Origin of the sequence: Streptomyces sp. MK37H (assembly GCF_018035285.1) — a bacterium.
In the GTDB taxonomy this organism is placed as follows: domain Bacteria; phylum Actinomycetota; class Actinomycetes; order Streptomycetales; family Streptomycetaceae; genus Streptomyces; species Streptomyces endocoffeicus.
Genome location: NZ_JAAAYH010000225.1, coordinates 1 through 14788 on the forward strand (window position 1 = coordinate 1; position 14788 = coordinate 14788).

At 70.6% G+C, this 14788-nt stretch carries 15 protein-coding genes and 1 pseudogene; 8 read left to right on the plus strand and 8 right to left on the minus strand.

What is annotated here, in order from left to right; genetic code table 11:
* Window positions 1-406 (minus strand): tellurite resistance TerB family protein (locus GWI24_RS27245; RefSeq protein ID WP_210948549.1); only part of this gene is annotated, 406 nt, incomplete at its 3' end.
* A gap of 215 nt (window positions 407-621) precedes the next feature.
* Between GWI24_RS27245 and GWI24_RS27250 the strand changes: the two genes are divergently transcribed.
* Window positions 622-780: a hypothetical protein gene (locus GWI24_RS27250; RefSeq protein WP_247616957.1), complete on the plus strand. Its 159-nt coding sequence runs from the start codon at window positions 622-624 to the stop codon at window positions 778-780.
* Between the two features lie 57 nt (window positions 781-837).
* Here GWI24_RS27250 and GWI24_RS27255 read toward each other — a convergent pair whose 3' ends face one another.
* The 4 genes and pseudogenes from GWI24_RS27255 to GWI24_RS27265 all read right to left on the minus strand — a co-directional run bounded on the left by GWI24_RS27255 (window position 838) and on the right by GWI24_RS27265 (window position 4510).
* The gene (locus GWI24_RS27255) at window positions 838-1902 is read right to left on the minus strand and encodes a 3-dehydroquinate synthase (protein WP_210948550.1); all 1065 of its coding nucleotides are present in this window, start codon (window positions 1900-1902) and stop codon (window positions 838-840) included.
* Window positions 1903-1977: 75 nt separating this feature from the next.
* Window positions 1978-2173: pseudogene (locus GWI24_RS45580) on the minus strand (ferredoxin).
* A 70-nt stretch (window positions 2174-2243) separates the two neighbouring features.
* Window positions 2244-3425 carry a cytochrome P450 gene (locus tag GWI24_RS27260; RefSeq protein WP_210948551.1) on the minus strand — a complete coding sequence of 394 codons (1182 nt, stop codon included), beginning with the start codon at window positions 3423-3425 and terminating at the stop codon, window positions 2244-2246.
* A 125-nt stretch (window positions 3426-3550) separates the two neighbouring features.
* Complete coding sequence (locus tag GWI24_RS27265) at window positions 3551-4510, minus strand: LuxR family transcriptional regulator (protein ID WP_210948552.1); 960 nt, start codon at window positions 4508-4510, stop codon at window positions 3551-3553.
* 335 nt (window positions 4511-4845) lie between these two features.
* Here GWI24_RS27265 and GWI24_RS27270 point away from each other — a divergent pair, with 335 nt between their 5' ends.
* On the plus strand, window positions 4846-5487 hold the full coding sequence (locus tag GWI24_RS27270; RefSeq protein ID WP_210948553.1) for a TetR/AcrR family transcriptional regulator: 642 nt from the start codon (window positions 4846-4848) through the stop codon (window positions 5485-5487).
* An 11-nt stretch (window positions 5488-5498) separates the two neighbouring features.
* Here GWI24_RS27270 and GWI24_RS27275 read toward each other — a convergent pair whose 3' ends face one another.
* Window positions 5499-6980 (minus strand): LVIVD repeat-containing protein, encoded by a 1482-nt coding sequence (locus GWI24_RS27275; RefSeq protein ID WP_210948554.1) that lies wholly within the window; start codon window positions 6978-6980, stop codon window positions 5499-5501.
* Window positions 6981-7172: 192 nt separating this feature from the next.
* Here GWI24_RS27275 and GWI24_RS27280 point away from each other — a divergent pair, with 192 nt between their 5' ends.
* The 3 genes from GWI24_RS27280 to GWI24_RS27290 all read left to right on the plus strand — a co-directional run bounded on the left by GWI24_RS27280 (window position 7173) and on the right by GWI24_RS27290 (window position 11004).
* Window positions 7173-7853, plus strand: coding sequence for a DUF305 domain-containing protein (locus tag GWI24_RS27280; protein WP_210948555.1), 681 nt, complete (start codon window positions 7173-7175; stop codon window positions 7851-7853).
* A 182-nt stretch (window positions 7854-8035) separates the two neighbouring features.
* Window positions 8036-9379, plus strand: a complete 1344-nt coding sequence (locus tag GWI24_RS27285; protein WP_210948556.1) for an FAD-dependent oxidoreductase — start codon at window positions 8036-8038, stop codon at window positions 9377-9379.
* Window positions 9380-9615: 236 nt separating this feature from the next.
* Window positions 9616-11004, plus strand: coding sequence for a nucleobase:cation symporter-2 family protein (locus GWI24_RS27290; protein WP_210948557.1), 1389 nt, complete (start codon window positions 9616-9618; stop codon window positions 11002-11004).
* Here the strand turns inward: GWI24_RS27290 and GWI24_RS27295 are convergent.
* Window positions 10918-11247 (minus strand): helix-turn-helix transcriptional regulator, encoded by a 330-nt coding sequence (locus tag GWI24_RS27295; protein WP_210948560.1) that lies wholly within the window; start codon window positions 11245-11247, stop codon window positions 10918-10920. The genes GWI24_RS27290 and GWI24_RS27295 overlap by 87 nt on opposite strands.
* 191 nt (window positions 11248-11438) lie before the next feature.
* Window positions 11439-12518 (minus strand): NADH:flavin oxidoreductase/NADH oxidase, encoded by a 1080-nt coding sequence (locus tag GWI24_RS27300; RefSeq protein ID WP_210948558.1) that lies wholly within the window; start codon window positions 12516-12518, stop codon window positions 11439-11441.
* Window positions 12519-12800: 282 nt separating this feature from the next.
* Here GWI24_RS27300 and GWI24_RS27305 point away from each other — a divergent pair, with 282 nt between their 5' ends.
* The 3 genes from GWI24_RS27305 to GWI24_RS27315 form a co-directional block, all read left to right on the plus strand.
* Window positions 12801-13889, plus strand: coding sequence for a sialidase family protein (locus tag GWI24_RS27305; protein ID WP_210948559.1), 1089 nt, complete (start codon window positions 12801-12803; stop codon window positions 13887-13889).
* Window positions 13890-13996: 107 nt separating this feature from the next.
* Window positions 13997-14674 carry a uracil-DNA glycosylase gene (locus GWI24_RS27310; RefSeq protein WP_086885372.1) on the plus strand — a complete coding sequence of 226 codons (678 nt, stop codon included), beginning with the start codon at window positions 13997-13999 and terminating at the stop codon, window positions 14672-14674.
* 39 nt (window positions 14675-14713) lie between these two features.
* On the plus strand, window positions 14714-14788 hold a 75-nt coding region (locus tag GWI24_RS27315), incomplete at its 3' end, for a DUF2510 domain-containing protein (RefSeq protein WP_210948561.1).

The following is a 14788-nucleotide window of genomic DNA, read 5'->3' on the forward strand; positions in this document are numbered from 1 at the left end:
GGACGACGTCCCGTTCGCTCTCGTCGAAGTAGCCGTCGGCGCAGCCGATGACGATGCCGATCTGGATGACGGCCCGGGCCTCGGCGGGCCTCCTCTTCGCCTTGCCGATCTCCCGCATGGCACTCGCCGTGCCGAGGGTGAAGTCCGTCGTGAGCTCGTCGAGGTGGTCCTCGAAGCGGCGGTGCAGATCGCCCGGGGGGAAGTTCTGGAGCACGTCGTTGGTGGTGATGAGCTGAGCGACGCGCTGCCGCTCGGACGGGTCGATCGTGCCGTCCGCCGCCGCCACCAAGGCGCACATGGCCATGCTCGCGTCCCGGAACGCCCCGCTCTGCAACTCGTGCTTCTTCGCCGTGAGCTGAGCCTGCATCGTCTGGACCGAGTCCTTGAGGCGGTCCCACAGCGTCATCTGCATCTCCTTCTCAGTAATACCTCCATTGTGGGGAGAAAACAGAATCTACATGTTTGTAGAGCGCCGCGCGCCGGAGGCCGCCGAGGATGTCGCGGCATCCTCCGCGGCCGATGGCGCCCCTGGTCCCAGCCCCGCCGCCCCGTGCGTCACAATGACCGCACGAGGCGACGGTAGCCAGGAAGCCGGTGCGAGTCCGGCGCGGTCCCGTCACTGTGGGCACTGCCCCGCCTCCCGCCCCGGCCGGGACCGCCCTGCTGTTCATCAGCCACGACCTGCCCGCAATGCGTGCGCTGACCGAGGAGGCCGCGCTGTTCGACGGCGGCCGCTGTGTGCGGCGCGGGCCCGTCGACGAAGCCCTGCCCGCCGCGTAGCCCGGCGCGCCCGGCGAACGGGCCGCGCGGCGTATGGCGATTCCGGCTCGCGCCACATCACCCTTCCGGCTCGCGGGGCATCTCCGCGAGAGTGGCGCTGACCGTCTCCTCGGAGATCCCGCGCACGAGTCCGGGCCCCTCGGGTCCGTCCAGGACGAACGTCAGCCCATCGGTGGCCTTCTTGTCCAGCCGCATCAGCTCCACCAGCTCGGAGACGGAGACATGCGGGGGCAGCCCGGTCGGCAGGTCATAGCGGGCGACCACGTCACGGTGCTCGGCGACCCGCTCCGGGCCAATACGCCCCAGCGCGCCGGCGAGCCGCCCGGCGAACACCGTGCCGATGGCCACGCCCTCCCCGTGCCGCAGTGCGAAGCCGGTGGCACGTTCCAGCGCATGCCCCAGCGTGTGGCCGTAGTTGAGCAGGTGGCGCAGGCCCGAGTCGCGTTCGTCCGCGGCGACGACGCCCGCCTTGAGCGTCACACTGGCCGCGATCTGGTCGAGCAACGGCAGCCGGCCGAGATCGGGCGCGCCGATGAAGTGGCAGCGGGCGATCTCACCGAGGCCGTTGCGCCACTCCCGTTCGGGCAGGGTGTCCAGGTGGTCGAGGTCGCAGAGCACGGCCGCGGGCTGCCAGTAGGCACCGACGAGGTTCTTGCCCTCGGGCAGATTGACCGCGGTCTTCCCGCCGACGCTCGCGTCCACCTGGGCCAGCAGCGAGGTCGGCACATGGACGACCGGTGTGCCCCGGTGGTAGAGGGCGGCGGCCAGGCCCACCGTGTCGGTCGTGGTGCCGCCGCCGCAGGACACCACCACATCCGAGCGGGTCAGCCCGAATCCGACGAACCGGCGGCACAGGTCCGTCACGGCGGCCAAGTCCTTGGCCTCCTCTCCGTCACGGGCCTGTACGACGAGCGAGGGCACTCCCGGATCGGGGGTCCGCTCGGGGGGCCGCGCGGTGACCACCACCGCCTTGCGCGCGCCCAGGGCGGCCACCACCCGCGGGAGCAGCCGCTGCACACCGTGTCCGATGTGGACGGTGTACGAGCGTTCGGCCAGCCCGACGGTGACCTGCCGGGAAGCAGACGCGGAACTGGCGGCCGGACTGGAAGTCGACGTGGTCAAGACTGCCTTCCCCTCGCTTGCGCGGCCCCGGCGAGAAGCGTCTCGCCGGGGCCGCGATCGGGTGTGGAGCGCTTGCTAATCCTCTACCGCGATCGCGGCGGCCGGGCAGAGGAACGACGCCTCGGCGACGCTGTCGCGGAGCGCGAGCGGCGGGTTCGGGTCCAGCAGGACGACGGCCCCGTCCTCCTCCCGCTGGTTCGAACACCTCCGGCGCGGCCGGCGCGCAGTGTCCGGCCGCGCAGCACTTCTCCTGATCCACCGAGACCTTCACCATGGTGCTCCCCTCTCCTTCTGTTGTCCGCCCGGCCTCCGGTCCGCGGTCACCGGTCACCGGTCACCGGTCACCAGGCGACGGGCACACGGGCGACGCCGAAGTTCATCGACTCGTACAGGAACGCCAGATCCTCGAACGGAACCTCCAGGCGCAGCGTCGGCAGCCGACGCACCAGGGTCTCCAGGGCGATCTGCAGCTCGACCCGGGCGAGGGTCTGCCCCAGGCACTGGTGCACTCCAAAGCCGAACGCGACATGAGCCGGCCGAACGCCCGCTCGTGGGCGCCCGCGAAGTGGGGATCGCGGTTGGCGCTGGGCAGGTTGATGATCAGCCCCTTCACCGGCCGGGATGAGCACGCCGCCGACCTCGACGTCCTCGATGGCCACCCGTCCGGTGCCCTCCTGGACGATCGTGATGTACCGGAGCAGTTCGTCCACCGCGTTGGGCATCAGCCCGGGGTCCGCCCGCAGCCGGGCGAGCTGGTCGGGGTTTCGCAGCAGCAGGACGGTGGACAGGGCGATCATGTTGGCGGTGGTCTCGTGCCCGGCCAGCAGCAGCACCAGGGCGGTGGCGACCACCTGTTGCCGGGTGAGCGCACCCGTCCGCTCCTGGTCGACGATGAGCCGGCTGAGGAGGTCGTCTCCCGGGGCGGCGCGCTTGGCCGCACACATCCGGGAGACGTAGTCCACCATGACACCGAGCGCGGCACCCATCTCCTCGGTCGACACGGTGAAGTCCATGACGCCCTGCGACGCCCGCTGGAACTCGGCGAAGTCGGCGTCCGAGACCCCCAGCATCACGGCGATCACCTGGGACGGCAGCGGGAAGGCGAAGTCGGCCACCAGGTCGGCCGGCGGCCCCTCGGCGATCAGCCGGTCCAGGAGGCCGTCCACGATGTCCTGGATCATCGGCCGCATCGCCTCGGTGCGCCGGATGGTGAAGTGCGCGGTGAGCATGCGGCGGATCCGGGCGTGCTCCGGATCGTCCATCCTCCCGAGGTTGAACACATCGGCCGGCACCTCGAACTTCACGAAGCGGGGCATCGCCTTGTGGGTGCCGTCGGCGCTGAACCGGTCGTCGCCGAGCACGGTCCGCGCCTCGTGATAGCCGGTGACGAGGAATGGGGTGCTGCCGTCCCACATCCGCACCCGTGTGACGGCGGACCGCTCGCGCAGTTCCTCATATCCCGGCGGGGGTGAGAACGGGCATGCAGCAGCCCGCAGTTCGGGGTAGTCGCGTATCTCGTCCATGCCTGTCCGTCCCGTCAGTCGCTCCATCGCCACCACTGCGCCGCCCTACGGATTGCCAAGTCTGGTCCGCGCGCCCGCTCCCCAGTCCCCTAACCACTCCCCTATCCCCCCTTGCCTCGGGGCGGTCAGCAGGAGGACGCTCCCGTGGCACCTATGAGCAGCCACAGACGGCGTGACCGCTCCTGCCGATTTCCCACCGAGAGCTTGCGATAGATGCGCGTCAGATGCTGCTCCACGGTGCTGACGGTGATGTACAGACTCTTGGCGATCTGCCGGTTGGTCATTCCGGACGCCGCCAGCGTGGCCACGCGCCACTCGGCCTCCGACAGTACGGGTTGCTCGGCGCTCTCGGCCGTTGTTCCGGGGGCGTCGTCCTCGGCGTGTTCGGACTCCCCGGCATCCTTGGGCAGTTGAGAGCTCCCGACGCTCTCAACACCGTCCACGACAAGCTCTCGTCGGCTTTCGTGCTGGGCGCTCATCCCGCACTCGTCCATCAGCTTCTGCGCCTCATGCCAGGTGGTGCGCGCCTGTTGGGTCTCCCCGGTGCTGAGGTAGTCCCGGCTGAGCTCGGCCAGCGTGCGGGCGAGTTCATAGCGGTCGCCCTGCTCGCGCAGGCACTTGGCGGACTGGTAGAGGAGCAGCCTGCGCTTGTCCGGGTCCTCGGCCATGGCCAGGATGCGCAGCGCTCTGCCCCGGGTGCTCAAGGGCCGGTCGGGCGACAGCTTGAGTTCTTCCAGGGCGAGTCTCTTGGCCTCCGCCGGTTCATGGACCCGCAGATAGGCCTCGGCGGCGTCGACGCGCCAGGGCGCCAGGTCACCGAAGTCCACGGGCCACTGGTCGATCAGCATCCCGCTCACCATGAAGTCGTACAGCGCGGCGTACGGGCGGTTGATGGCCAGGCAGTACTGCCCCCGGGCGCGGAGGTACTCCAGTCCCACCACGCTGTCGTACATTTCCTTCGGCACCCAGTAATGCAGATACCGCTGGGCCTCTTCGAGTCTGCCGATGGCGGTGTGGGCCGCCACCAGCACGGACAGCGGCAATCCGATGGCGACGCCCCAGCCGCGCGGCGGGATGGACCGCAATGCCGTACCCGCGAGATCAATGGCGGTAGTGAAGTCCCCATGGCGGCATCGGATATAGGCACGCATGGACAGGGCGACGGCGCACGACCGGCGCCCGGACGCCCTGCGGGCGATTCTCGGCCCGCTGCCGGACGCCGCCACGGCTCCCTAGCGCCCGAAGGCCGGGCCCCAAAGGGATTCCAAAAGCGCCCCAAAGGGGCGAACCCACCGGTTCGGGCGATCCCCCCGTGTCGCCCGAACCGGCGGAGACATGCGTCCGCCCTCAAGGGAACGGCGGACAACCACACGTCCCCTGAGTATATTGGCTGACAGCCAGCCAACGCAGGAGTTACAGCATGGTCCCCCGAAGCCCGTCGGTCAATGAGGAGTTGCGGCGCCGATCCCAGGCCCGTCTGCTGGAGGCGACGGTCGAGCTGATCGGCGAGCACGGCTACGAGGCGACCACCCTCGCCGATATCGCCGACCGGGCCGGGGCGGCCCGCGGTCTGGTGTCGTACTACTTCCCGGGCAAGCGGCAGCTGCTGCAGACGGCCGTGCACCGGCTGATGCACATGGAGCTGGCCCGGGGGCTCGAGCGGGAGCCGCGGCCGGAGGGCGAGGAGGCCGGGCGGGAGCTGCTGGCGCGGGCGATCGACGCGATCCTGGGCCTGGCCCGGGACCGGCCCCGGCTGATGCGGACGCATATGGCGGGGATCCTCACGGCCGAGGGCTTCATCCAGTGCCCCGAGCAGCAGCGGCTGGCCGCCCTGCTGCGGGACACCGTCACGCGGTACGGCTCCGAGGACCCCGAGACCGACTACCGGCTGCTGCGCGCCCTGCTGATGGGCGCGGTGGTCGCGGTGCTGCTGCCGGGCGCGCCGATGGCGCCCGAGCGGCTGCGGGCCGAGCTGTTCCACCGCTACGAACTGGACTGGGAGCTGGGGCTCCCGCCGGGCGACGAACCGCCCGACGGGAGCCGGATGAGCCCTCTGGGCTAGGGAGCCGGCGCTCAGCGGTAGTCGGGCTGCGTCTGCGTGTTGAGCTCGCGCAGCCGGACCGACTCGGCGCTGTCGGTGCGCCGGTCGTGGATCTTCAGGACGTCGAAGCCCTTCGCGATGTCGTTGGAGTAGATGTAGCCGTTGTAGTAGTACGCGGACCAGGAGCCGCCGGTGATGAGCGTGTCGCTGGAGAGCGGCCCGCGCTCGAAGTAGCCGATCTCCTCGGGCCGGTCGGAGTCGGTGAAGTCCCAGATGGACACGCCGCCCTGGTACCACGCCTGGACCATGATGTCCCGGCCCTTGGCCGGGATCAGCGAGCCGTTGTGGGCCACGCAGTTCTCGGTGTCGGCCTGGTGGCGCGGGATCTTGAAGTAGCTCCGGAAGACCAGCTTGCGCTTGTCGCCCTTGCCGACGATGTCGTAGATCCCGTCCGCGCCGCGGTCCTGGCCCACCTCGGCGTTGCAGGTCGCGGCCCCACCACCGCCCAGCTCATCGGTGAACACGACCTTGGTGCCGCGCTCGTTGAAGGTGGCCGAGTGCCAGAAGGCGAAGTTGACGTTGTCCTCGACCCGGTCGATGACCCGCGGCTTCGCGGGGTCGGCGATGTCGAGCAGGATGCCGTCGCCCATGCACGCGCCCGCCGCCAGCTTCAGCTTGGGGAACGTGGTGAGGTCATGGCAGCCGGTGGTCTGGGAGACGCCGGGGTTGGTGGGCCCACCGGGGTTACCGCCGTCCGGGAAGAGCACGGGGAAGTCGATGACCGCGGCCTTCTCGGGCGCCTTGCGGGGCACCTTGATGACGGAGATTCCGTCGTGCGGAGGCTGGCAGTCCGGGAAGGTGGCGCTGGGCGAGTACGAGGAGACGTAGATGTACACGTCCGTGCGCTCGGGCACCAGGGTGTGGGTGTGCGAACCGCAGGAGGTCTCGACGGCGGCGACGTACTCCGGGTTCCGCTTGTCGCTGATGTCGAAGACCTTCATGCCCTCCCACGAGGACTTCTCGGTCGCGGGCTGGGTGGTGCTGTTGCAGGAGTTGTCGCTGCGCGAGGAGTCGGTGGAGAGGAAGAGCAGGTCTCCTGAGACCGACACATCGTTCTGCGAGCCCGGGCAGAGCACCTGGCTCACGATCTTCGGGCTCTTCGGCCGGCTGATGTCATAGATGACAAAACCGTCGTAGTTGCCCGCGAAGGCATAACTGCCCTGGAAGGCCAGGTCGGAGTTGACGCCCTTGAGGTCCTGCTTGGGGATGTTGGTGAGGTGGCTGACATTGTCGCTGTGGACGATCTGGTCCACGCCGGGGATGTCGCCGTTCTCGATGGCGGCCCTGGCTTCCGACTGCTGACTCTTCGTCACCCGCTCCTTGTGGGGAGCGTCACCGGGGTCGGGCGTCGCGGCCGCCGGTCCCGCGGCCAGCAACGTGGCCACCAGTCCGAAGGCGGCCGCGGCCGCGCCGAGGTATCCGCGCCGCTGCGGGGGTCTTTCCCACGGCTTCACTGCGTCCTCCCTTTGTCGCCGTCTCCGCTCGGAGTTGAACGGTTGACGGACCGGAGGAAGTATCGCCCTATCCATGTACACCACAACAGGTAGCAACATGTTCGTAAAGAGATTTTCCCAACGCGCCCTGATCGGGAGCGCCGCTGACGTGCTAAGACGGTCTGCGGATCCCAAGCGCCCCAGGAGGCCACGGTGTTGAACCGCCGTACGACGCTCCACTCCGCATCCCTCGTGGCCGCCGCTGCGGCGGCCGCCCTGGCACTCGTCCTGACCGGCTGTGACACGGAGAGCGGCGGCGGGGCCGACGCGGGGAAGGGCAAGGACGGAAAGCCCGCGGTGATCGCGCCGGGCAAGCCCGGTGAGGCGGCGAAGAAGCTGTCGGCCGAGGAGGCGGCGAAGGCGGGGGACGACGACTCCCCCAACACTGCCGACCGCTCCTACGTCCGCATGATGATCGAGCACCATCGGCAGGCCCTGGTGATGACCGGCCTCGCCGCCGACCGCGCCAAGTCGGCGAAGGTCAAGCGGCTCGCGGAGCGTATCGCGTCCGGGCAGAAGCCGGAGATCGAGGCGATGCGCGCCTGGCAGAAGACAGCCGGCGGCGAGCCGAAGGGCGGCGACGGCGGCCACGAGGGCCATGCCGCCAAGATGCCGGGGATGGCCACTGAGGCCCAGCTCGCGCGGCTGCGCGCCGCCAAGGGCGCCGACTTCGACGCGCTCTTCCTCAAGCTGATGATCACCCATCACCGGGGCGCGGTCTCCATGGCCACGGATGTGCTGGCCCAGGGCAACAACGTCCGGGTGGAGGAGATGGCGAACGACGTGATCGCGCAGCAGAGCAGCGAGATCCGGCGGATGCGGCAGATGTCGTAGCGAGCGCCGTACCGAACCCGGAGGGACTGTTGGACCGGCTTCGAGCCGGGCTCGCGGCGCGGTCGCGGGCCCGTGGACCGGCGGCCGGGCGGTGTCATCCGGTCCGGTCCCTCGGCGCGTAGTGCCGGACAGGGCGCCCCGCCGGGTGGGATGCTGGAGACATCCTGCGGAAGGAGCTCCTCGTGCTTCGCGTCGCGGTCATCGGTTCCGGGCCGAGCGGGGTGTACGCCGCCCAAGCGCTCGTCCAGCAGCAGGCTGTCCCCGAGGTGTCGGTGCATGTGCTGGACCGGCTGCCCTGTCCGTACGGGCTGGTGCGCTACGGTGTCGCGCCCGACCACGAGAAGATCAAGTCGCTGCAGAACACGCTGCGCACGGTCCTGGAGCACCCCCGGGTCAGCTTCCTCGGCAATGTGCAGGTGGGGCCGCCCCTGCTGGTGCCCGAGCGGCTGCTGGGGCTCTACCACGCGGTGGTCTACTGCGTGGGCGCGGCGACCGACCGGCGGCTCGGCGTTCCGGGCGAGGAGCTGCCGGGCAGCTTCTCCGCGACCGAGTTCGTCTCCTGGTACAGCGCCCATCCGGACGCGACCGTCGACTCCTTCGCGCTCGGGGCGGGCTCCGCCGTCGTCATCGGGGTGGGCAATGTCGCGGTGGACGTGGCGCGCATTCTGGCCCGCGGGGCGGAGGAGCTGAGGCCCACCGATGTGCCGCACGCCGCCCTCGGGGCGCTGTCCGAGAGCCAGGTCTCGGACATCCATATGGTCGGCAGGCGCGGGCCGTCGCAGGCGAAGTTCACCACCAAGGAGCTGCGTGAGCTGGGCGCGCTGACCGGCGCCGATGTGCTGGTCCGCCCGGAGGAGCTGGCGCTGGACCCGGCGTACACGGACCCGTCGGGGCTGCCGGGGATCAACCGGCGCAATGTCGAGGTGCTGCGCGACTGGGCGCGGCGCGAGCCCACGGGCCGCCCGCGCCGGATTCATCTGCGGTTCTTCCTCAAGCCGGTGGCGCTGCTGGGCGAGGACGCGGTGCGCGCGGTGCGCTTCGAGCGGACCGCGCCGGACGGGCGCGGCGGGGTGGCGGGCACCGGGGTCTTCGAGGACATCGAGGCGCCGTTGGTGCTGCGGTCGGTGGGCTACCGGGGTGTGCCACTGCCGGGGCTGCCGTTCGACGAGGAGCGCGGCACGGTCCCCAACGCGGCGGGGCGGGTGCTGCGCGGCGGCGTGCCCTCGCGCGGGGAGTACGTGGCGGGGTGGATCAAGCGCGGCCCGACCGGGGTGATCGGCACCAACCGGCCGTGTGCGAAGGAGACCGTGGCCTCGCTGCTGGCCGACGCGGAGGCGCTCGCCGCCCGCCCGGTGGTGGCGGATCCGTTGCGGGCGCTGCGCGAGGCCGGGGTGGAGCCGGTGGAGTGGACCGGCTGGCTGCGGATCGAGGCGGCCGAGGCAGCGCTCGGCGAGGCGCTGGGGCGTACGAAGGTGAAGATCCCGGACTGGACGGGGCTGCTGGGCGCGGCGCGCGGGCAGGAGTGATCCGGGCCGGGCGAGGGTCGGCTTCCACCGGCGGTCCGCAGGTCCGCGTGAGCCAAGGGGTTGGCGCGGGACGGCAAGTCCGCGCGGTCCATGCGATGGACACAGGCGGCGAGTCCGCGCGGTCCAAGGGGTTGACACAGGGCGGCAACACCCCTGAAATCAACAGATTGTTTAAGCATTCTACGGTCGCCTCACCCTGATCCGCCGCCCAACCCTGCGCCGCGCGAGGAGCCGCCATGACGTCCGTACGCCATCCCGTGGACGAGGTGCCGCCGCCCGGCCGGCTCGCCGCCTTCGGACTCCAGCATGTGCTGGCCATGTACGCGGGCGCGGTCGCCGTGCCGCTGATCGTCGGCGGGGCGATGAAGCTGTCCCCCGCCGATCTGGCGTATCTCATCAACGCCGATCTGCTGCTGTGCGGTATCGCCACGGTCCTGCAGTGCGTGGGGTTGTGGCGGTTCGGCGTCCGGCTGCCGATCATGCAGGGCTGCACCTTCGCGGCGGTCACCCCCATGGTGCTGATCGGCACGGAGGGCGGCGGGCTGCGCGCGATCTACGGCTCGGTGATCGTGGCCGGGGTGGCGATGATCGTGCTGGCACCGGTCTTCGGACGGCTGCTGCGGTTCTTCCCGCCGCTGGTGACCGGCACGGTGATACTGATCATCGGCCTTTCGCTGCTGCCGGTCGCGGGCAACTGGGCGGCGGGCGGCCAGGGCGCGCCGGACTTCGGTACGCCGAAGAACCTGTGCCTGGCCGCCGGGGTGCTGGTCCTCGTCCTGGCCGTGCAGCGCTTCGCGCCCGCATTCCTCGGCCGGGTGGCGGTGCTGGTGGGGATCGTGGCCGGGACGGCGGTCGCGATACCCCTGGGCTTCACCGACTTCTCCGGGGTGGGCGGCGCCGACTGGGTCGGCGTCTCCACCCCGTTCCACTTCGGCACCCCGACGTTCGAGACGCCGGCCGTGGTGTCCATGCTGGTCGTCGCGCTGGTGACGATGACCGAGACCACCGGTGACTTCATCGCGGTGGGTGAGCTGACCGAGCGCCCGGTCGACGGGCGGCGGCTGGCGGACGGACTGCGCGCGGACGGCGCCGCGACCGTGCTCGGCGGGGTCTTCAACACCTTCCCGTACACCGCCTTCGCGCAGAACGTCGGCCTGGTGGGGATGACCCGGGTGCGCAGCCGCTGGGTGGTGGCGGCCGCGGGCGGCCTGCTGGTGCTGCTCGGGCTGGCTCCGAAGCTGGGCGCGGTGGTGGCGGCGATCCCGGCCCCGGTGCTGGGCGGGGCGGGTCTGGTGATGTTCGGTACGGTCGCGGCGAGCGGGCTGCGCACACTGGCCGGGGTGGACTTCCGGGACAACCACAACCTGACGGTGGTGGCGGTGTCGATCGCCGTGGGGCTGCTGCCGGTGGGTGTACCGGGGATCTACAAGGAGTTCCCGGACTGGTTCCAGACGGTGATGGACAGCGGGATCAGCGCCGGGTGCGTCACCGCGATCGCGCTCAATCTGCTCTTCAACCACCTGCCGGGCGGGCGGACTTCAGCCCCGGTCGCCGCCGAGGCGCCCCTCCTGGAGGGCCGCGGCGGCGAGGACGCTGTCGAGCAGTCCGGGGAACAGCGCGTCTAGGTCAGCACGGCGCAGCGCGTTCATCTTGGCGGTGCCCCGGTAGATCTGGTGGATCACACCGCATTCACGCAGCACCCGGAAGTGGTGGGTGGTGGTGGACTTGCTGACCGGCAGGTCGAAGACCGAACAGGACAGCTCGCAGGTCTCCTCGGCGAGCGTCCGCACCACCCGCATCCGCATGGGGTCGGAGAGCGCGTGCAGCACATCCTCGAGGCGGATCGCCTCGCGCCGCGGATGCTCCAGCGAGCGCCCGGACGCCTGGGGCTGCGACGACGCCTGGGGCTGGGACTGGGGCGCGGTCGGCGTGGTCTGCGTCTGCACGGCTGCTCCTCATCGCCTCGTTCCGAGGCCTCCAGTGTAGTTTGACGATCGCCGTACTACTTCAGCTCCGAACTACTTGAGGCCCCGGACCGGACGGCGGTGACGTCCGCGGTCTACCGGACCGCGCGGTGGTACTGGTCCGGGTTGTGCACCTGACCGCCCAGTTCGGCCGCCGCATGGCGGGCGAAGTAGGGGTCCCGGAGCAGCTCGCGGCCCAGCAGCACGGCGTCCGCCTCACCATTGGTGACGATCTTCTCGGCCTGCTCCGCCTCGGTGATCAGCCCGACCGCGGCCACCGGCAGCCCGGTCTCCCGGCGCACCCGCGCGGCGAACGGCACCTGGTAGCCCGGCTCCACCGGAATGCGCACACCTGCGGCGTTGCCACCGCTGGAGACGTCGAGGAGGTCCACGCCGTGGTCCTTCAGCAGGGCGGCGAGCCGGACGGTGTCATCCGGGGTCCAGCCGTTCTCCTCCAGCCAGTCGGTGGCCGAGACACGGAAGAACAGCGGCAGTTCCTCCGGCCAGACCGCGCGGACCGCGTCGACGACCTCCAGGGCGAAGCGGACGCGGTTCTCGAACGAGCCGCCGTAGCCGTCGGTGCGGTGGTTGCTGTGCGGGGAGAGGAACTCGCCGATGAGATAGCCGTGGGCGCCGTGGATCTCGGCCACCTCGAAACCGGCTGCGAGCGCGCGCCGTGCCGCGTCCGCGAACTGGCGGGTGATCTCGCCGATCCGCTCCTCGGACAGCTCGTCCGGCACCGGATGGCCCTCGTCGAACGGGACCGGGCTCGGCCCCAGCGGCTGCCAGCCCCACTGGTCGGCGCCGAGCGGCGCACCGCCCCTCCAGGGAGCGTCGGTGGACGCCTTACGGCCGGCATGGGCGAGCTGGATGCCCGGGACGGTGCCCTGCCCCTTGAGGAAGCCGACGATCTTACGGAACGCCTCGACCTGGGTGTCGTTCCAGATACCGAGGTCTCCGGGGCTGATGCGGCCCTCGGGGGACACGGCCGTCGCCTCGACCAGGATCAGCCCGGTGCCGCCGGTGGCGCGGGCACCGTAGTGGACGAAGTGCCAGTCGTGCGGGACCCCGGCACCCTTGTCCGGGTCCGCGCTGTACTGGCACATGGGCGACATCCAGAGGCGGTTGGGGATGGTCAGCGACCGCAGGGTGAAGGGGTCGAAGAGGGCACTCATGAACGTCTCCGTTTCTCCTCGTGGGGTCCGGCCGGACCGCCGCTTAGTACGGTAAACATCGTAGTACGACGATCGTCAAATTATGAAGCCTCTCGTATGACGTGCATGACTTTCTGTGACGCGGGTGGCCTTCTGTGACGTGGATGGTCTCCTGCGGCGTATGCGCCCTCGGGTGACGCGGCTGCTTCCGGGCCGTTGTCAGTGGGTGGGTGCAGACTCTGTGATGACGGACACATCCATCCGTTCCGCCGTCCCGTCCCGCACTCCAAGGAGTGAGCCGTCATGAACGATGTCCTGCTCGCCGTAGGCACCCGCAAGGGTCTCTTCCTCGGCCGCCCCGGCGACCGAGGGGACTGGGATTTCACCGGTCCCCACTTCCCCATGCAGGCGGTGTACTCCGTCGGCATCGACACCCGGGGCGACCGCCCCCGGCTGCTGGCCGGCGCGGACAGCTCGCACTGGGGCCCCTCGGTCTTCCGCTCCGACGACCTCGGGGCGAGCTGGCACGAGCCCGCCAGGCCCGCGGTGAAGTTCCCCGAGGGCACCGGCACCTCACTGGAGCGGGTGTGGCAGCTGGAGCCCGCGGGGCCCGACGAGCCGGAGGTGGTCTACGCGGGCACCCAGCCGGGCGCGCTGTTCCGCTCCGAGGACGGCGGGGAGACCTTCGCGTTCGTCCGCAGCCTGTGGGACCACCCGCAGCGGCCGGAGTGGGGCGAGGGGTTCGGCGGGCAGTCCGTGCACACGGTTGTCACCGATCCGCGGGACCCGCGGGCGCTCATGGTCGCCGTGTCCTCCGGCGGGGTGTACCGCTCGGCGGACGGCGGGGAGAGCTGGGCGCCGTCCAACAGCGGACTCAAGGCGGAATTCCTGCCGGATCAGTATCCCGAGTTCGGGCAGTGCGTCCACAAGGTCGCCCGGGATCCGGTCGACCTCGACCGGCTCTATCTGCAGAACCACGGCGGGGTGTACCGCAGCGACGACGGCGGCGCGCACTGGTCCGAGATCAGCGAGGGCCTCCCGGCGGACTTCGGCTTCGCGGTCGCCGTCCATCCGCGCCGGAGCGGCGTCGCGTACGTCTTCCCGGCCGCCGACGGCTCGGACCGCTACCCCCCGGGCTACCGCTGCCGGGTGTTCCGCACCGAGGACGCGGGCGCGACCTGGGAGGAGCGGTGCGCCGGGCTGCCCGGCGAGCCCCACTACGGCGTGGTGCTGAGAGACGCGCTGCGCACGGATGACGCCGATCCGGCCGGGGTCTACTTCGGCAATCGCAACGGCGAGGTGTACGCGAGCGCCGACGAGGGCGAGAGCTGGCGGCAGATCGCCCGGCATCTCCCCGATGTGCTGTGTGTCCGGGCCGCGGTGATCGGCTGAGAACTGAGAGTGGCCGCGGTGATCGGCTGAGGGCGATCGCCGTGATCGGCTGAGAGTGATCGTGAGGTGGCACGCGGCCACCCGCTGAGCCACTAGAGTGACGCGGTGTGGCAGCACGACCCTTGAACGAAATTGTGGAAGCGGGCTGGGCCAAGGCACTTGAGCCCGTCGAGGAACGCATCGCGGCGATGGGCGACTTCCTGCGGTCCGAGATCGCGGCAGGCCGCACCTATCTGCCCGCCGGGCCGAATGTGCTGCGCGCTTTCCAGCAGCCCTTCGACGAGGTGAAGGTGCTGATCGTGGGTCAGGACCCGTATCCCACGCCCGGACACGCGGTGGGGCTCAGCTTCTCGGTGGCGCCCGAGGTACGGCCGCTGCCCGGCAGTCTGGAGAACATCTACCGCGAGCTGCACACCGACCTCGCTCTGCCGCGTCCGTCCAACGGCGATCTGACGCCCTGGACCCAGCAGGGCGTGCTGCTGCTCAACAAGGCGCTCACCACAGCCCCGCGCCGTCCCGCCGCCCACCGCGGCAAGGGCTGGGAGGAGGTCACCGAGCAGGCCATCCGGGCACTGGCCGGGCGCGGGCGCCCCCTGGTGGCCATCCTGTGGGGCCGCGACGCCCGTAACGTACGGCCGCTGCTGGGCAGCCTTCCGGCGGTCGAGTCCGCGCACCCCTCCCCCATGTCCGCCGACCGCGGGTTCTTCGGCTCCCGTCCCTTCAGCCGCGCCAATGAGCTGCTGGCACAGCAGGGCGCGCAGCCCGTGGACTGGCGCCTTCCCTGACCCCATCGTTCCAGGTGGGCGAGGGGTAGTCTGCCCGCCATGACATCACCCACGAACACCCCTGCGGGCTGGTACGCCGACCCCCAGGGCACGCCGAACCAGCTGCGCTGGTGG

Bases quoted from the DNA above. Each gene is read 5' to 3' on its own strand.
- GWI24_RS27270 (WP_210948553.1), top strand. From the start codon at position 4,846: ATGGTCCCCCGAAGCCCGTCGGTCAATGAGGAGTTGCGGCGCCGATCC.
- GWI24_RS27290 (WP_210948557.1), top strand. From the start codon at position 9,616: ATGACGTCCGTACGCCATCCCGTGGACGAGGTGCCGCCGCCCGGCCGG.
- GWI24_RS27305 (WP_210948559.1), top strand. From the start codon at position 12,801: ATGAACGATGTCCTGCTCGCCGTAGGCACCCGCAAGGGTCTCTTCCTC.
- GWI24_RS27260 (WP_210948551.1), bottom strand. From the start codon at position 3,425: ATGGACGAGATACGCGACTACCCCGAACTGCGGGCTGCTGCATGCCCG.
- GWI24_RS27300 (WP_210948558.1), bottom strand. From the start codon at position 12,518: ATGAGTGCCCTCTTCGACCCCTTCACCCTGCGGTCGCTGACCATCCCC.